The 17601-nt window shown below is 64.5% G+C and carries 9 protein-coding genes; 6 read left to right on the forward strand and 3 right to left on the reverse strand.

The window, feature by feature from the left end:
* Window positions 1-96: 96 nt before the first annotated feature.
* Complete coding sequence (locus AC3WS4_RS10125; RefSeq protein WP_492739045.1) at window positions 97-1539, reverse strand: 8'-apo-carotenoid 13,14-cleaving dioxygenase; 1443 nt, start codon at window positions 1537-1539, stop codon at window positions 97-99.
* 85 nt (window positions 1540-1624) lie between these two features.
* Here AC3WS4_RS10125 and AC3WS4_RS10130 point away from each other — a divergent pair, with 85 nt between their 5' ends.
* Both AC3WS4_RS10130 and AC3WS4_RS10135 read left to right on the forward strand, forming a co-directional pair.
* Window positions 1625-2233 (forward strand): TetR/AcrR family transcriptional regulator, encoded by a 609-nt coding sequence (locus AC3WS4_RS10130; RefSeq protein WP_492739044.1) that lies wholly within the window; start codon window positions 1625-1627, stop codon window positions 2231-2233.
* A gap of 92 nt (window positions 2234-2325) precedes the next feature.
* The gene (locus AC3WS4_RS10135; protein ID WP_492742761.1) at window positions 2326-4113 is read left to right on the forward strand and encodes a sensor domain-containing diguanylate cyclase; all 1788 of its coding nucleotides are present in this window, start codon (window positions 2326-2328) and stop codon (window positions 4111-4113) included.
* 42 nt (window positions 4114-4155) lie between these two features.
* Here the strand turns inward: AC3WS4_RS10135 and AC3WS4_RS10140 are convergent, their stop codons facing one another.
* Window positions 4156-4446, reverse strand: coding sequence for a hypothetical protein (locus tag AC3WS4_RS10140; protein ID WP_187138899.1), 291 nt, complete (start codon window positions 4444-4446; stop codon window positions 4156-4158).
* Window positions 4447-4845: 399 nt separating this feature from the next.
* Between AC3WS4_RS10140 and AC3WS4_RS10145 the strand changes: the two genes are divergently transcribed.
* Complete coding sequence (locus AC3WS4_RS10145; RefSeq protein WP_262407984.1) at window positions 4846-5514, forward strand: DUF4197 domain-containing protein; 669 nt, start codon at window positions 4846-4848, stop codon at window positions 5512-5514.
* Window positions 5515-5672: 158 nt separating this feature from the next.
* On the opposite strand, the gene AC3WS4_RS10150 is transcribed toward AC3WS4_RS10145, so the two are convergent.
* Window positions 5673-8030 (reverse strand): TonB-dependent receptor, encoded by a 2358-nt coding sequence (locus AC3WS4_RS10150; protein WP_492739041.1) that lies wholly within the window; start codon window positions 8028-8030, stop codon window positions 5673-5675.
* Between the two features lie 142 nt (window positions 8031-8172).
* On the opposite strand from AC3WS4_RS10150, the gene AC3WS4_RS10155 reads away from it, so the two are divergent.
* The 3 genes from AC3WS4_RS10155 to rpoC all read left to right on the forward strand — a co-directional run bounded on the left by AC3WS4_RS10155 (window position 8173) and on the right by rpoC (window position 17598).
* Window positions 8173-8853 (forward strand): TetR/AcrR family transcriptional regulator, encoded by a 681-nt coding sequence (locus AC3WS4_RS10155; RefSeq protein ID WP_492739040.1) that lies wholly within the window; start codon window positions 8173-8175, stop codon window positions 8851-8853.
* 224 nt (window positions 8854-9077) lie between these two features.
* Window positions 9078-13256 carry a DNA-directed RNA polymerase subunit beta gene (gene rpoB, locus AC3WS4_RS10160; protein WP_056348324.1) on the forward strand — a complete coding sequence of 1393 codons (4179 nt, stop codon included), beginning with the start codon at window positions 9078-9080 and terminating at the stop codon, window positions 13254-13256.
* 55 nt (window positions 13257-13311) lie between these two features.
* On the forward strand, window positions 13312-17598 hold the full coding sequence (rpoC, locus tag AC3WS4_RS10165; RefSeq protein WP_187138896.1) for a DNA-directed RNA polymerase subunit beta': 4287 nt from the start codon (window positions 13312-13314) through the stop codon (window positions 17596-17598).
* Window positions 17599-17601 lie beyond the last annotated feature (3 nt).

Here is a 17601-nt window from a genome sequence, read left to right on the forward strand (position 1 = left end):
AATCTCCTTTATGGTGACCCTCATGGCGGAAAAAAGGGACCGGCGTCAACTGGGTGACGCCGGTCCCGAAATTGTCCCGTTTCAGTGCTTTGGGCGTCAGTCGGCGACCCAATTGCCGTGGAACCCCGGCGGGACGCGGTGCGGCAGGTGGATCACCGCCTGCGACGCGCCGGTGAAATCGTCGGCGTTGAGGATGACGAGGTCGGTGGTCTCGTCGTTCATGTCGACGACCAGCCCGATCAGCCAGCCATCGTCTTCGGCGCCATCTTCGCTGCGCGGAACAAAGACGAATTCGCCGGGGTGGCGACCAGGGCCGAAGTCATGCGCCGTCGTGGTGCCGGCATCAAGGTCGTGACGGAGCAGCCGCGTTTCAGCCAGTGCCCATTCGCTCGATTGCGCATCGGGAATGGCCACGCTGTAGGCGTAGCGATAGGGCCGGGTCGTCAGCCGCTCGTCGTAGCGCGGGAATTCCTGCGCATGATCGTGGATCACGGTGCGGGTCGTGGTGCCGGCCGCGGGATCGATCGTCCAGCGTTCCATCCGCGATTTTTCGCTGTCGGGGCCGCGCTTCGAGCTTGCGAACATCGTTTCGTGGGCGACGACGTCGACGATCACCTTGCCGTCCGCCGTCTCGAAGGCGTTGGCGGGGTGGAAGACATAGCAAGGCTCGACCGGAACCCAGACGATGTCGTCGGCGCCGCCCTTTCTGGGGAGGAGGCCGACCCGCGCCTGATGCGCGTCGTTCCACGCATAGGGGAAGCGGTAGCCCGCCAGCAGCATCTTCATCGAGAAGGTCACCGGCAGGTCGAGCACCAGCACATAATTTTCGGTGATCGCGCAATCGTGGATCGACGGACCGTCGCTCACCGGGATCGCCAGTTCGCGGACGACCTGCGCATCCTTGTCGAGCACGACGTGCCAGACCTTGTTCGGCTCGTCGCCGCGATAGGTGATCGCGTGCATTTCGTCGGTGAAGGGGTCGTGGTGCGGGTGTGCGGTAAAGGCGCCGGCGAGGCTGCCGTCGAACGGGTTGTGAGCGATCGTGTTCAATTCGTAACCCAGTTCGACCGGCTTGCCGCCCGCCTCGACGATCGCGAAGGTGCGGCCCGCGAGGCCGACGACGTTGGTGTTGGGGGCATCGTTGCGCCCTTCGCGCGGGCCGGGGGGCAGATCTTCGCCGAGGGCTTCGCAGGCCTCGCTGCCGCGCACCCAGCGATTGCGATACCAGTCGGCCTTGCCGTTCGCGATGCGGATACCATGGACCATGCCGGCGCCGGTGAACCAGTGATAGCTGGCGGGATCGGGGGCGATCGCGGGGTTGGGGCCGTTACGCAGGTAGCGGCCGGTCAGGGCGGCCGGGATTTCGCCGTCGACGCGCAGTTCCTCGAGCGTGAATTCCTCGGTCATCGGTTGGTGGATGCCGGTCAGGAAGGGATGCGCGTCGGTGGGGCGGGGGAGGCGCTTGCGGTTGAAATCGGCGACCTTGCCGATGGTTTTGGTGACGGCACCGCGGATGATGGTTTCGACGTTGCTGGCCATGATGAAGCTCCGTACGGAAGTTGGCGAAGGTGCCGCGCAACGTGGGGTTGCGTGGGCGACTCGATATGTTTACAGTGACAACATGATGGCGAGCAAAGATAACAGTGTCAACATAAAAAGCGACGGCGCGAAAGCGGCGGGCACCTATCATCATGGCGACCTGCGCGCGGCGGTGATCGCGGCGGGGCTCAAGCGGCTGGAAGCCGGCGACGACGGCGAACTGGGGCTACGCGCGCTGGCGCGCGATGTCGGGGTCAGCGCGACCGCGCTTTACCGCCATTTCCCCGACAAGGAGGCGCTGCTCGACGCGCTCGCGGGTGAGGGATTGCGGCGGCTCGGCGCGCTGCAGGCGCAGGCGTGGCTGAAGGCGGGCGGCGGGGTCGCGGGCTTCAAGGCGACCGGCGCCACCTATGTGCGGTTCGCGCACGACGAGCCGGCGCTGTTCCGCCTGAGTTTCACGCGCCAGATGCCCGACCGCAAGGATGGCGAAGAAGACGGCGGCGAAGTGGCGTACAACCTGCTCCGTGCCGGGGTCGGCGAGGCGCTGCCGGGGGTGAAGGACCCTGATATTGCCGCGCTGCACGCCTGGGCGCTGGTCCATGGCCTGGCGATGCTGATCCTCGACCGCCGCATCGACTGGAACGAGGCGATCGTCGAACAGGTCGTCGGGCTGACCTTCGGCGGGGTGGCCTGACCGCCGGCGCCGCGACCCGCATTTCGTCGCAAATCCGCGGCGACGGCGCTTATGTTATCGATTTCTTTGCCAATTTCGATCAGTCTTGCGACATGACGCGGTCGATGTCCCCCAAGGTCGAGACGCTGTTCTGGTCGCTTTTGACGGCGCTGGGCTATTTCCTGCTCGCCAGCCTGTCGCTTGCCGCGACCAAGGGCGCCGATAATATCGCCGCTGTGTGGCCGCCGTCGGGCTATCTGCTCGCGATGCTGTTGCTGGCGCCGGCCGGCGCGCGGATCGGCGCCCTTGTCGGCATGGCGGGCGCCAGCGTCAGCGCCAATATGCTTGGCGGCGCCCCGCTGTCGCTGTCGGTCGCCTTCACCTTGGCCAATGCGATCGAGGGTAGCGTCGCGCTGTGGATGATCAATCGCCGCGAGCGCGGCATATTGTCGTTCATGGTGCCGCGCTCGGTCGGCAATTTCTGTATCGCGGCGCTGACCGCCAGTTGCGCCAGCGCCGGCATCGCGACCTTGCTGACCGGTGGCGGTTTCGATTTTTTCCGGTCGTGGCTGACCACCGTCGGGCTGGGAATGCTGATCGTCACCCCGCCGATCGTCATGCTCGCGCGGCTTGCCGGAGCGGGCGCGCTCGGCAACAGCAATCGCGCCGGGACCGTCGAGGCGACCGCGATCCTGACCGCGGCGGCGGCGATCACCACGGTCTGTTTTTCGCAGGCCGAATTTCCGGTCACCTTCCTGCCGTGCGTCGCGGTGGTCGCGGCCTCCTATCGTCTCGGCCCGTTCGGCGCCGCGGCCAGCGTGCTGATCGTCACGATCATCGCGTCGTGGATGACGGGGCACGGGCTCGGCCCGATCGCCAATATGGACGCCGCGCCGACGACGATCGTCCTGTTCCTGCAATTCTATCTGCTGACGCTGTTGTTCACCGCACTGCCGCTCGCGGCGCTGCTCGTCGTGCGGCAACGGCTGGCGAAACGGCTCGAGCAGAGCAACCGCTGGCTGCTCCAGGCCGAGGCGGCGGCGCTCGTCGGCCATTGGCGCGTCGACCTAGTCCGCTGGACGATCCAATGGTCGGATCAGGCCTATCGCATCCACGGGCTGGAACCCGACACCCCGATGACGGTTCAGGGCAGCCTCGACCGCTATATGCCCGGGGACGGCGACCGGATGCGCGCGACGCTGCAAAAGGCGGTCGCCGACGGCACATCCTTCGCATTCCATGGCCAGATCATCCGCCCCGACGACGAGGTGCGCGACATCGTGTCGCACGGCTCGATCGAAATGAGCCGTGGCGGAAAGCCGGTCGGCATCTTCGGCACGATCCAGGATGTCACCGAGACCGTCGAGAACGCCCGCATGCTCGAAGCGGCGCGAAGCGATGCCGAGGCCGCGGCGAACACCGACGCACTGACCGGATTGCCGAACCGCCGCCACACGCTCGCCTTCCTCGAGAGCGCGCTGGTCGGCGCGCGGGAGAATGGTGCGCCGCTGGCGGTCGCGATCTTCGACATCGACCATTTCAAGCGGATCAACGACATCCACGGCCATGGCGTCGGCGACGCGGTGATCCGCCGCGTCGCGCAGCGCGCCAAGGCGTCGCTGCGCGAAGAGGATATGGTCGGCCGTTATGGCGGCGAGGAATTCGTCTGCGTGCTGCAACGGTCGAGCGCGCAGGCCGCCGAATTGGTCGCCGAGCGGGTGCGGCAGGCGGTCGAGGCCTTGAACGGCCGCGCCGACGACGACGGTCCGCCGGCGACGGTCAGCATCGGCGTCGCGGTCTATGCCGGCGAGACTGGCGTCGAGGAACTGCTCCAGCGCGCCGATGACGCGCTCTACACCGCCAAGCGCGAGGGACGGAACCGGCTGCGCATGGCGGCTTGAGCGGTGGGCGGTCGGCTTTGGGGTGGGGCGCCGTCAGTAATTTCAGATGATGGTTGCGCCATTGGCTATCGCGACGAAGCCACAACCGGAGAAGGCAAGTATCACCACGCGCCAGATGTTCCGGTTGACGCGACCGATGCCTTTGCATTGTCCGAATAAGCTCACCTGGTGGCCGACGAGCCAAGTTACAGACATGAAGAGCAGCCAATTGCACGCCATAATGGGCCAAATGGGAAATTCCGGGGCCACAAAAGTGCTCACCAGCATGGAGAGGGAGGCGGCGACTGAAAGGATTGCGGCCACGATGACCGCTCTCTGTTTGTCTCGCAACATCTACGCTCTCGCAACAATACCCATTACATGTTTGAATGGAGCAGGAATCCATCGTCCGCAACCGGTCGTTTGCCGTCATCGCCTCCGCTTGGAGTCGCGCGGACGAGAAGGGGTAGAAAGCGGGCGTCGCCGCTCCTCGCTGTCGCGCAGCGATGGGGAGGTGGCAGCGCGCAGCGCTGACGGAGGGGCCGACGCCGTCAAAGGCTGGCGCAAGGCCACCGCCCCTCCACCACCGCTGCGCGGCGGCCTCCCTCCCCACGGCTGCGCCGCAGGGAGGATTTTTAGGGCTGGCTTCGGTCGTTAGCGGACGTCATCCGTCTCACCGACGCTCTATGGCGGCCAACGCTTTGCTGCTACAACCGGCCCGTCGATTGCGGCAGGCCCGAGCAGGAGTGCGTCATGGAGTGGGACGAGACGGAAATGCGGCGCCGGGCGCTGTTTGCGGGGGCGGCCGGGATGCTGGCGCTCGCGGTGACGCCATTCGCCATGGCCAAGGCGCCGAACGGCGGTGTGAAGTCGCTGATCGGCAACGCGTCCGACGGGGCGCTCGACAAACTGGCGCAGCCGGGGGCCTTTTACGCCGACAAGGCGGTGCGCATCCTGTTGCCGGGGGCGGGCGGAAAAATGGCGTCGAAGCTGTTCGGCATGGGCGACAAGCTGGGCCTGACGACCAATTTGACCAGAAGCCTGAACGACGCCGGCGGCAAGGCCGCGGGCGAGGCGAAGCCGGTTTTTCGTGCCGCGATCGACGACCTGCGCTGGTCCGACGCACCCGCGCTGGTGACCAAGAAGGATGGCGCGACGCGCTATCTGCAGACCAGCGCCGGGGACGTGCTGTTCACCAAAGTGTCGCCGCTGGTCGGATCGGCGCTGCAGAATGTCGGCGCCTTTCGCCAACTCGACGATTTGTCGAAGGGCAATTCGCTGTTGGCGTCGGCGGGGCTGACGCATGACGGGCTGACCAAGTCGGTGACCGAGCAGGCGCTGAAAGGCATTTTCCAATATATGGCGGGCGAAGAGGCGGCGTTGCGGAAGAATCCGGCGAATTTGTTGAAGGGGATTTTCTGACGTCGGTCGGCGCGCGCGGGGGCTGCCACTCAAGTCTCGTCATTGCGAGGAGCGAAGCGACGCGGCAATCCAGAGCGGCGTAAACCGCTCTGGATTGCTTCGCTTCGCTCGCAATGACGAAGCTTATGAGAGCGGCGTTGCGACCGCGGCGGCCGTGCTCACTCCCCGCCGAACCGCGTCGTCAACTGCACCCCGATCACCCGCGGTTCGCCCGCGTAGAGGCTGTTGAAGCCCAGGCTGTTGTCGAACTGCACCGCCGACACCGCATAGCGTTTGCCCGTCAGGTTGGTCGCGAAGATCGCGATCTGGCTGTTCAGGCTCTCGATATCCACCGACGCGCGGGCGCCGAGCAGGCCGTAGGCGGGCTGGCGCAGGCTATCGCGGTAGATCGCCGAACCGACGAGCTGGGTCGCGCTGCGCCAGGTCCAGTCGACGCTGAGCCGCAGTTCGCCGAAATCGAGCGGCGCCGCGTAGGTGGCGCCGAGGCGGTAGCTGTATTTGGGGAATTGGAAGGGTTCGTTCGAGCGGTCGCCGGTGACGTCGGTGAAGTCGAGATATTTGGCGTCGTTGACCCCGACGCTGCCCGACAGGGTCAGCCCGTCGAGCGGGATCGCGGTGACTTCGAGCTCGCCGCCGCGGATCCGCGCGCGCGCCGCGTTGGTGACCAGGCTGACGATCGCGCCGCCGGGCGAGGCCTGGACGATCGTGCGCTGGATGTCGCTGTAATTGGCCTGGAAGATCGCGGCGTTGATGCGCAGCCGCCGGTCGAACAGGTCGGCCTTTGTCCCGACTTCATAGTCGGTGACGGTTTCGGGGGCGAAGGCCGCGAAGCTGTCGGCGCTGCCGGTGCCGCGCAGATTCTGGCCGCCACCCTTGAAGCTGCGTGCGGTGCGGGCATAGACCAAGAGCCCCGGCCGCAGGGTCCAGTCGACGCTGGCGAGATAGCTGTAATCCGAAAAGCCGTCCTTGAAGACCGCCTGGCAGGTGCCGCCGAGTTGCAGCGCCGGCGGGATGTTGCACACCGCGCCGCCCGACGAGCGGTTGAACGAGCGCAATTCCTTGCTTTCCTCGGTCCAGCGCAGCCCGCCGGTGAAGCGCAAGGCATCGGTCAGGTCATAGTTGAACTGGCCGAACACCGCCCAGCTGCTGTTCTTGACGAAGCCGTCGGTGATGTTCGGATTGGTCGCGTTGATCGTGCCGAGCGCGGTGGCGCGCGAGAAATCGCGGCCGGTTTCCTCGTTGAAATAGGCGCCGACGATCCAGTCGAGGCCTTGGCCGACAGTGCCACTGAACTGGAATTCCTGGCTGAGATTTTTCGCGCGGCTGGAAAGGCTCGCCTCGAGCAGCGGGAAGGGCGAGCTGTCGAGGTCGACGTCGAGCCAGCGTTTCAGCCAGCGCGCCGCCGAGATCGAGCGGAAGGACAAATTTGGCGTCAGCTCGACCGCCAGGTTCGAGCTGACGCCATAGGTGCGCGCATAAATGCCCTGCGCGCCCGTTGCATCATTGTCGTAAAATCCGCGCCGGTCGACGAGACCGGCGAAAAGCGTGCGGGCCTGCGCCAGCGCGGCACCGATCGCGGGGCCGTTGGCGACCGGATCGGCGAGCAGCGCCGGGTTAAGGATGCCCTGGTTGATCGCGATGTCGATCAGCGCCGGGGCGGGGTTGGGGGTGCCCGCCGCGGGGCTGGGGAAGGGGCTGACGAAGGCGAGCTTGCTGACCGGGCCATCGCCCTTGGTGCGGGTGTAATCGGCCGAGATCGCCCAGCTGACCGCATCGTTGGGGGTGAACAATGTGTTCGCGCGAAAGGCGATCTGCTCGCGCCCGCCGATGCCTTGGTTCAGGCCGTTGACCCCGAGCGACCCGTTGTCGAGCCAGCGGCCGACGAGGCGCACACCCAGCTTGTCGGTGACGACGGGCAGGTTGAACACCGCGCCGATATCGTAGCGGTCGTGGGTCGCGCCGCTCGCCTGGACATAGCCGCCGACGCCCGACAGGTCGGGCTGGCGCGTCGTGATGTTGATCGCGCCGCCGGTGGTGTTCTTGCCAAACAACGTGCCCTGCGGCCCGCGCAGCACCTCGACGCGCTCGGTGTCGAACAGCGCGGTCTCGAGGTTCGACGAGCGGATGTAGTTCACCCCGTCGACATAGACGCCGATCGGCGATTCGATGGTCAGGATCGAATCCTGCTGCGACTGGCCGCGGATCGTCAGGAGGACGCCGGTCGGGTCGGCACTCGACGTCTGGACGAAGAAGTTCGGGGTTTGCTTGGCGATGTCGGCGATGCCCTCGACATTGGCGTCGGTCAGTTGCTGCGCACCAAAGGCGGTGATCGCGATCGGAATCGTCTGCGCGACCTCACTGGTGCGGCGCGCGGTGACGACGATATCCTCGATGCCGCCCTGCGTCGTCTCCGCGTCGGCAGGGGCGGGGGCGGGCGCTTCCTGTGCCGCGGCGCCGGTGGCGATCGCGATGCTGGCGCTGGTCAGCAGCAAAAACAGTCCGTGCGTCATTCTCATTTTTCTCTCCCTCCATCGCGCGCCACCGGCTGGAGCCGGTCTGTTCGTCCGCGAGACATTGAGGCCCACTTATCACACTAAGTGAGATAGATGCAACATTTTGCCTCATAGGGTGGGATATGCTAGCCAGCGCGTCTCAACGATGGAGGGAAAGATCGCGAGTCTCGGCCAAAATCTGCGCCCCGCGAGCGGCGATGCGGCGCGCGCGGCGGTGCTCGACGCGACCGCCGAGGTGGTGTCGCGCATCGGTTTTCACGACACGACGATCGATCATGTCGTGCGCGAATCGGGAGTGTCGCGGGCAACGCTCTATCGCTGGTTCGGCAACCGCGACGGATTGCTGCTCGCCTTGCTCCGGCATCTGGCGGGGCCGTATCTGGAACAGGGGGCGAAGATCGCGGTCGGGCTGGGGCCGATCGAGGACCGGCTGGAGCAGGTGATCGCGGGCGGGATCGAAAGCATCTGCAACACCCCGTGGATCCACAAGGTCGCGCAGGACGGGCTGCTCCACGACGATTTCTCGATCTTCCTCGCGGCGCACAAGTCGATCACCGGGGCGCTGGTGCGGTCGATGTTCGACGGCGCGATCGCCTCGGGCGGCTGGGCGCCGCCCGACGACCTGGACCGGCTGATCGAATGGCTGCTCCATCAGATGCTCGTGCTCGGTGCCGAGGATTATGACGATCCGCTGGAAATCCGGCGCCGCGTCGCCATCTATGTGATGCCGGTGCTGAACCTGCCAGCGCCGCCGGGCAGCGCTGGCGGCGATATCGCCGCGCGGCTGGAGCGGATCGAACGCAAGATCGACGGGCTCGATCGCTGAGGTTCCTGTCGCCGCCGCGTTGACAAAACAGGGCCCCGATCCTATATCGCGGTCACACCCCATCGTCCGAGATAGAGCCTGACTTTGCGCGGCAGGCTGTACGGATAGGTCGGCGGGGATTTCGACAGGCGTTTGAAAGCTGCGGTAAACCGGCGACGGTTGCCTGCGGCTTTTTTCGCGTCGATGCGCCCACGAGTTATTTTATCAAGGCGAGACAATCACTTATGGCGACCAAGGCGAAGTCGGTGGGCAAGGCCCTCGAAGCAACCGCAAGCAAGCGAATCCGTAAGCTGTTCGGCAACATCCACGAAGCGGTGGAAATGCCCAACCTCATCGAGGTGCAGCGCGAATCCTATGAGCAGTTCCTGCGCTCGGATCCGTCGACGGGTTATGTTTCGGGCCTCGAAAAGACGCTGCGCAGCGTTTTCCCGATCCGCGACTTCGCCGGTACCGCCGAGCTCGACTTCGTCCACTACGAACTCGAAGCGCCGAAATACGACGTCGACGAATGCCGTCAGCGCGGCATCACCTATGCGGCGCCGATGAAGGTCACGCTGCGCCTGATCGTCTTTGAAGTCGACAGCGAAACCGACACCCGTTCGGTTCTCGATATCAAGGAGCAGGACGTCTACATGGGCGACATGCCGCTCATGACCGAGAACGGCACCTTCTTCGTCAACGGCACCGAGCGCGTCATCGTGTCGCAGATGCACCGTTCGCCGGGTGTGCTGTTCGATCACGACCGCGGCAAGACCCACTCGTCGGGCAAGTTCCTGTTCGCCGCGCGCGTGATCCCGTATCGCGGGTCGTGGCTCGACTTCGAATTCGACGCCAAGGACATCGTCAACGTCCGTATCGACCGCAAGCGCAAGCTTCCGGTCACCAGCCTGCTCTATGCGCTGGGCATGACGGGCGAGGAAATCCTCAACGATTTCTATGACCGCCTCGTCTTCGAGCGCGCCGAAAATGGCTGGCGCGTGCCGTTCATGGTCGAAAACTGGCGCGGGTCGAAGCCCGCGTTCGACGTCGTCGACGCCAAGACCGGCGAAGTCGTCTTTGCCGCCGGCCACAAGATCAGCCCGCGCCTCGCCAACAAGGCGGCGAAGGATGGTCTCGACACGCTGCTGATCCCGACCGAGGAAATCTTCGGCCGTTACTCGGCTTATGACCTGATCAACGAAGCCACCGGCGAGATCTACATCGAAGCCGGCGACGAAGTGTCGGCCGAGAATCTCGAGAAGATCGACGGCGCGGGCATCGACAAGCTCGTCCTGCTCGACATCGACCACAACAACACCGGCCCCTGGATCCGCAACACGCTGAAGGTCGACAAGGCCGAGGACCGCGACCAGGCGCTTTCGGACATCTATCGCGTGATGCGCCCCGGCGAACCGCCGACGCGCGAAACCGCGGAAGCGCTGTTCGGCGGCCTGTTCTTCGACGCCGAGCGTTACGACCTGTCGGCCGTCGGCCGCGTCAAGCTCAACATGCGCCTCGGCCTCGACGCCGAGGACACGGTGACGACGCTGCGCAGCGAGGACATCCTCGCCGTGGTCAAGGAACTGGTGAACCTGAAGGACGGCAAGGGCGAAATCGACGATATCGATAACCTCGGTAACCGTCGTGTCCGCTCGGTCGGCGAACTGCTCGAGAACCAGTATCGCGTCGGCCTGCTCCGCATGGAGCGCGCGGTGAAGGAACGCATGAGTTCGGTCGACGTATCGACCGTGATGCCGAACGACCTGATCAACGCGAAGCCCGCGGTTGCCGCGGTGCGTGAATTCTTCGGTTCGTCGCAGCTTTCGCAGTTCATGGACCAGACCAACCCGCTGTCCGAAGTGACGCACAAGCGTCGCGTTTCGGCGCTCGGGCCGGGCGGTCTGACGCGCGAGCGCGCGGGCTTCGAAGTCCGCGACGTTCACCCGACGCACTATGGCCGCATCTGCCCGATCGAAACGCCGGAAGGCCCGAACATCGGTCTGATCAACAGCCTCGCGACCTTCGCGCGCGTCAACAAATATGGCTTCATCGAAACCCCCTATCGCAAGATCATCGACGGCAAGGTCACGACCGACGTCGTCTATCTGTCGGCGATGGAAGAGCAGAAGCACACCGTCGCGCAGGCGAACGCCGATCTCCATGAGGACGGGAGCTTTGTCGAGGACCTGATCTCGGCACGCGAAGCGGGCGAATTCCTGATGGCGCCCAAGGCGCAGATCACGCTGATGGACGTGTCGCCGAAGCAGCTCGTTTCGGTCGCGGCATCGCTCATTCCGTTCCTGGAAAACGATGACGCCAACCGCGCGCTGATGGGATCGAACATGCAGCGCCAGGCCGTGCCGCTGATCCGGGCCGAAGCGCCCGTCGTCGGCACCGGCATGGAAGAAACCGTTGCCCGCGATTCGGGCGCGGCCATCGCGGCCCGCCGCGGCGGCATCATCGACCAGGTCGACGCGACGCGTATCGTCATCCGTGCGACCGATATGGTCGAGCCCGGCAAGTCGGGCGTCGACATCTATCGCCTGCAGAAGTTCCAGCGTTCGAACCAGAACACCTGCATCAACCAGCGTCCGCTGGTGAAGGTCGGTGAAGTGGTCAAGACCGGCGACATCATCGCCGACGGTCCGTCGACCGAACTGGGCGAACTGGCTCTGGGCAAGAATGTGCTCGTCGCGTTCATGCCGTGGAACGGCTATAACTATGAGGATAGTATCCTCATCAGCGAACGCATCGTGAAGGACGACGTCTTCACCTCGATCCACATCGAGGAATTCGAAGTCACCGCGCGCGACACGCGCCTTGGCCCTGAAGACATCACGCGCGACATCCCGAACGTCGGCGAGGAAGCGCTGCGCAACCTCGACGAAGCGGGTATCGTCTATATTGGTGCCGAAGTCGGCCCGGGCGACATTCTGGCCGGCAAGATCACCCCCAAGGGTGAATCGCCGATGACGCCGGAAGAGAAGCTGCTGCGCGCGATCTTCGGTGAAAAGGCCAGCGACGTGCGCGACACCTCGCTCCGCCTGCCGCCGGGCGTGTCGGGTACGGTCGTCGAAGTCCGCGTCTTCAACCGCCATGGCATCGACAAGGACGAGCGCGCGATCGCGATCGAGCGCGAGGAAATCGAGCGTCTGAAGCAGGATGCCGACGACGAGCGCGCGATCCTCAACCGTGCGACCTTCTCGAGCCTGAAGGACCTGCTGATCGGTCAGACGACCAGCGCGGTGCCGAAGGGCCTGAAGAAGGGCGATGTGGTCACCGAGGACATGCTGGTCGAACTCGACCGCGGCGATTGGTGGAAGCTGGCGGTCGTCGAAGACAATGCCCAGACCGCCCTCGAAGCGATCAAGGCGCAGTATGACGACGCGATCAAGCGGATCAGCGCGAAGTATGAAGATCGCGTCGAAAAGCTGCAGCGCGGCGACGAACTCGCCCCGGGCGTGCTCAAGATGGTCAAGGTCTTCGTCGCGGTGAAGCGCAAGCTGCAGTCGGGCGACAAGATGGCCGGCCGTCACGGCAACAAGGGCATCATCAGCCGCATCCTGCCGATCGAGGACATGCCGTTCCTCGAAGATGGCACGCACGTCGACTTCGTGCTCAACCCGCTGGGCGTGCCGTCGCGCATGAACGTCGGGCAGATCCTGGAGACGCACCTCGGCTGGGCATCGCGCGGCTTTGGTCGCCGGATCACCGCGGCGCTCGAAGATTGGCGCATGGCGAACCCCGACCCCGAGGCGGGCGCTCCGCCCGAGGCGGTGCGCGAGGCGCTTCTGCAGGCCTATGGCGATGAATATGCGGACGAAATCAAGGCGCGTAGCGCCGATGAGGTCGTCGAGCTTGCCGGCAATCTTTCGGTGGGTGTGCCTTTTGCAACCCCGGTGTTCGACGGCGCGCGCGAAGGCGATGTGTCCGAGATGCTGGAACGCGCCGGTCTGGACCGGTCGGGTCAGGTCGATCTGTACGACGGCCGCACCGGCGACCGCTTCGACCGCAAGGTGACGGTGGGATATATGTATATCCTGAAGCTCCATCACCTGGTCGACGACAAGATCCACGCGCGTTCGATCGGGCCCTACTCGCTTGTTACCCAGCAGCCGCTGGGCGGTAAGGCGCAGTTCGGTGGCCAGCGCTTCGGGGAAATGGAAGTGTGGGCGCTCCAGGCTTATGGCGCCGCCTACACGCTCCAGGAAATGCTGACGGTGAAGTCCGATGACGTGATCGGCCGCACCAAGGTTTACGAAGCGATCGTCAAGGGCGACGACACCTTCGAGGCCGGCATTCCCGAAAGCTTCAACGTGCTCGTCAAGGAAATGCGCTCGCTGGGTCTCAACGTCGAACTGTCTTCCTATGCGGAGACCGATCCCGACGAAGGCCCCGACGCCCTTCCCGAAGCCGCCGAATAAGATCTTTTCCTCGCCCCTCCCGCACCAAGCGGGAGGGGAAGAGTGGAGCTAGAATATGAACCAGCTTACCAACTTCATGAACCCGGTCGCGAAGCCGGAAACCTTCGACATGATCAAGATCGGCATTGCGAGCCCCGAGCGGATCCGTTCGTGGTCGTTCGGCGAGATCAAGAAGCCCGAAACCATCAACTACCGCACGTTCAAGCCCGAGCGTGACGGCCTGTTCTGCGCGCGCATCTTTGGCCCGATCAAGGATTATGAGTGCCTGTGCGGCAAGTACAAGCGCATGAAATACAAGGGCATCGTCTGCGAAAAATGCGGTGTCGAAGTCACGGTGACCAAGGTCCGCCGCGAGCGCATGGGCCATATCGAGCTCGCCGCGCCGGTCGCGCACATCTGGTTCCTGAAGTCGCTGCCATCGCGCATCGGCCTGCTGCTCGACATGCAGCTCAAGCAGCTCGAGCGCGTCCTGTACTTCGAAGCCTATATCGTCCTCGAACCCGGCCTGACGCCGCTGGAAAAGTTCCAGCTGCTGACCGAGGACGAACTGCTCGACGCGCAGGATGAATATGGCGAAGACGCGTTCAGCGCCGGCATCGGCGCCGAGGCGATCCGCGTCCTGCTCGAGAATCTCGATCTCGAACAGGAACGCGCCGACCTGATGGAAGATCTGGCGACGACCAAGTCGGAGCTGAAGCCCAAGAAGATCATCAAGCGCCTGAAGGTCGTCGAAAGCTTCATCGATTCGGGCAATCGCCCCGAATGGATGATCCTCGAAGTCGTTCCCGTGATCCCGCCCGAACTGCGCCCGCTGGTGCCGCTCGACGGTGGTCGCTTCGCGACGTCGGATCTCAACGACCTGTATCGCCGCGTCATCAACCGCAACAATCGCCTGAAGCGCCTGATGGAGCTGCGCGCGCCGGACATCATCGTCCGCAACGAAAAGCGCATGCTGCAGGAAGCCGTCGACGCGCTGTTCGACAACGGCCGCCGCGGTCGCACGATCACCGGCGCCAACAAGCGTCCGCTGAAGTCGCTGTCCGACATGCTCAAGGGCAAGCAGGGCCGCTTCCGTCAGAACCTGCTCGGCAAGCGCGTCGACTATTCGGGCCGCTCGGTCATCGTGACCGGTCCCGAACTCAAGCTGCACCAGTGCGGCCTGCCCAAGAAGATGGCGCTCGAGCTGTTCAAGCCGTTCATCTACGCGCGCCTCGACGCCAAGGGTCTCTCGATGACCCTGAAGCAGGCGAAGAAGTGGGTCGAAAAGGAACGCAAGGAAGTCTGGGACATCCTCGACGAAGTCATTCGCGAGCACCCGGTCCTGCTGAACCGCGCCCCGACGCTTCACCGCCTCGGCATTCAGGCGTTCGAGCCTGTGCTGATCGAGGGCAAGGCGATCCAGCTTCACCCGCTGGTCTGCGCCGCGTTCAACGCCGACTTCGACGGTGACCAGATGGCCGTCCACGTACCGCTCTCGCTGGAAGCCCAGCTGGAAGCGCGCGTGCTGATGATGTCGACCAACAACATCCTGAGCCCCGCGAACGGCAAGCCGATCATCGTTCCGTCGCAGGACATGGTGCTGGGTCTCTATTATCTGTCGATGGAGCGCGCGGGCGAACCCGGCGAAGGCATGCTGCTCGCCGACATGGCCGAAGTGCATCAGGCGCTGTTCACCGGTGCCGTGACGCTCCACACCAAGGTCATCAGCCGCGTCCCGCAGACCGACGAGAAGGGCAATGAATATCTGCGCCGCTTCGAGACGACCCCGGGCCGCATGCTGATCGGCGAATGCCTGCCGAAGTCGCACACCGTGCCCTTCGACGTCGTCAACCGCCTTCTGACCAAGAAGGAAATCGGCGACGTGATCGATCAGGTCTATCGTCACACCGGCCAGAAAGAGACCGTGTTGTTCGCCGACGCCATCATGGCGCTGGGCTTCCGCAACGCGTTCAAGGCCGGCATCTCCTTCGGCAAGGATGACATGATCATCCCGGCGTCGAAGGAAGGCATGGTCGACGAAACCCGCGCGCTGGTGAAGGATTTCGAGCAGCAGTATCAGGACGGCCTGATCACGCAGCAGGAAAAGTACAACAAGGCGATCGACGCCTGGTCGCAGTGCGGCGACAAGGTCGCGAACGCGATGATGGACGAAATCCGCGCCGAACCGAAGGATCCGAAAACGGGTCGTCTGGCCCCGATCAACTCCATCTATATGATGGCGCACTCGGGTGCTCGTGGTTCGCAGGCGCAGATGAAGCAGCTCGCCGGCATGCGCGGCCTGATGGCCAAGCCGTCGGGTGAGATCATCGAAACCCCGATCATCTCGAACTTCAAGGAAGGCCTGACCGTCCTTGAATATTTCAACTCGACCCACGGCGCCCGCAAGGGCCTCGCGGATACGGCGCTCAAGACGGCGAACTCGGGTTATTTGACCCGCCGTCTGGTCGACGTGTCGCAGGATTGCGTTGTCATCGAGGAAGATTGCGGCACCGAACGCGGCATGGAAATGCGCGCGATCATCCAGGGCGGTTCGACGATCGCCTCGCTGGGCGAGCGCATCCTGGGCCGTACCACGTTGGAAGATGTGCTCGACAAGGACGGCAATGTGCTGGCGCCCGTCGGCACCCTGCTCGACGAGCCGACGACGCAGCGGATCGAAGACGCCGAAGTCCAGTCGGTGAAGATCCGTTCGCCGCTGGTCTGCGAAGCGACGCTGGGTGTTTGCGGCAAATGCTATGGCCGTGACCTCGCGCGCGGGACCCCGGTGAACATCGGTGAAGCGGTCGGCGTCATCGCCGCCCAGTCGATCGGTGAACCCGGCACCCAGCTGACCATGCGTACCTTCCACATCGGTGGCGCGGCGCAGGTCAACGAGCAGTCGAACGCCGAATCGATCTCGGACGGCACGATCGAATATCGCGACATGCCGACGATCGTCGACCAGCGTGGCCGCCGCCTGGCGCTGGCGCGTTCGGGCGAGGTCGCGGTGATCGACAGCGAAGGCCGCGAGCGCGCGTCGCACAAGCTGCCCTATGGTGCGCACATCCTGCTCAAGGATGGCGACAAGGTGAAGAAGGGCGAGCGGATTGCCGAATGGGATCCGTTCACCATGCCGCTGATCACCGAAAAGCAGGGCGTCGTGAAGTATCAGGATCTGGAAGATACCAAGACCCTGATCGAACAGGTCGACGAAGCGACGGGCATCGCCCAGCGCGTCGTGATCGAATATCGCTCGGCGGGTCGTTCGAAGAAGGAAGACCTCCAGCCGCGCCTGACCCTGCTCGACGACCAGTCGGGCGAGGCTGCGCGCTACCTGCTGGCGGTCGGCACGATGCTGTCGGTCGAGGACGGCCAGGAAGTGCAGGCGGGCGACGTGCTGGCGCGTGTCAGCCGCGAGGCGTCGAAGACGCGCGACATCACCGGCGGTCTGCCGCGTGTTGCCGAGCTGTTCGAAGCGCGCATTCCGAAGGACAACAGCGTCATCGCGAAGATCAGCGGTCGCATTGAATTCGTCAAGGATTACAAGGCGAAGCGCAAGATCGCGATCGTTCCGGAAGAAGGCGATCCGATCGAGTATCTGATCCCCAAGTCGAAGGTCCTCGAAGTGCAGGAAGGCGACCAGGTCAAGCGCGGCGATGCGCTGATCAGCGGTTCGCCGAACCCGCACGACATCCTCGACGTCATGGGTGTCGAGGCACTGGCCGAATATCTCGTCGCCGAAATCCAGGAAGTCTATCGACTGCAGGGCGTGAAGATCAACGACAAGCACATCGAGGTGATCGTTCGCCAGATGCTGCAGAAGGTCGAGATCACCGAAGGCGGCGACACCACGTTGCTGCCGGGCGAGCAGCTCGATTATCTGGAGATGATGGAATATAACGCCAAGCTGCCGAAGAATGGCCGCAAGGCCGAAGGTCGCCCGGTCCTGCTGGGCATCACCAAGGCGTCGCTGCAGACCCGCAGCTTCGTTTCGGCGGCATCCTTCCAGGAAACGACCCGCGTGCTGACCGAAGCGTCGGTGCAGGGCAAGGTGGACTCGCTGATCGGGCTTAAGGAAAATGTCATCGTCGGCCGCCTCATCCCGGCGGGTACCGGCGCTGCCATGAACCGCGTCCGCGTGACGGCCTCGTCGAAGGATGCCGCGCTGCGCGCTGCGATGCGCGCCGCGAACCAGGTAGACCTGATCGCACCGGCGACCGCCGCCGCAGAGCATGCCGCCGAACTGGCGCAGGGCCCTGAAGCGGCGATCGGCGACGATCCGCTGGGCAAGGTGCAGGGCGAGGACTTCACCACCGACGATGTCGCGGTGATCGACCGTCCCGAAGGTGAGGGCGAGGAGTAAGCT

It is taken from the genome of Sphingopyxis sp. EU05-FHT14B03, assembly GCF_058790875.1.

What these genes read in the sequence shown, in the direction of transcription:
- AC3WS4_RS10135 (WP_492742761.1), top strand. Translation starts at nt 2,326, where the DNA reads ATGACGCGGTCGATGTCCCCCAAGGTCGAGACGCTGTTCTGGTCGCTT.
- AC3WS4_RS10155 (WP_492739040.1), top strand. Translation starts at nt 8,173, where the DNA reads ATGGAGGGAAAGATCGCGAGTCTCGGCCAAAATCTGCGCCCCGCGAGC.
- rpoC (WP_187138896.1), top strand. Translation starts at nt 13,312, where the DNA reads ATGAACCAGCTTACCAACTTCATGAACCCGGTCGCGAAGCCGGAAACC.
- AC3WS4_RS10125 (WP_492739045.1), bottom strand. Translation starts at nt 1,539, where the DNA reads ATGGCCAGCAACGTCGAAACCATCATCCGCGGTGCCGTCACCAAAACC.
- AC3WS4_RS10130 (WP_492739044.1), top strand. Translation starts at nt 1,625, where the DNA reads ATGGCGAGCAAAGATAACAGTGTCAACATAAAAAGCGACGGCGCGAAA.
- AC3WS4_RS10145 (WP_262407984.1), top strand. Translation starts at nt 4,846, where the DNA reads ATGGAGTGGGACGAGACGGAAATGCGGCGCCGGGCGCTGTTTGCGGGG.
- AC3WS4_RS10150 (WP_492739041.1), bottom strand. Translation starts at nt 8,030, where the DNA reads ATGAGAATGACGCACGGACTGTTTTTGCTGCTGACCAGCGCCAGCATC.
- AC3WS4_RS10140 (WP_187138899.1), bottom strand. Translation starts at nt 4,446, where the DNA reads ATGTTGCGAGACAAACAGAGAGCGGTCATCGTGGCCGCAATCCTTTCA.
- rpoB (WP_056348324.1), top strand. Translation starts at nt 9,078, where the DNA reads ATGGCGACCAAGGCGAAGTCGGTGGGCAAGGCCCTCGAAGCAACCGCA.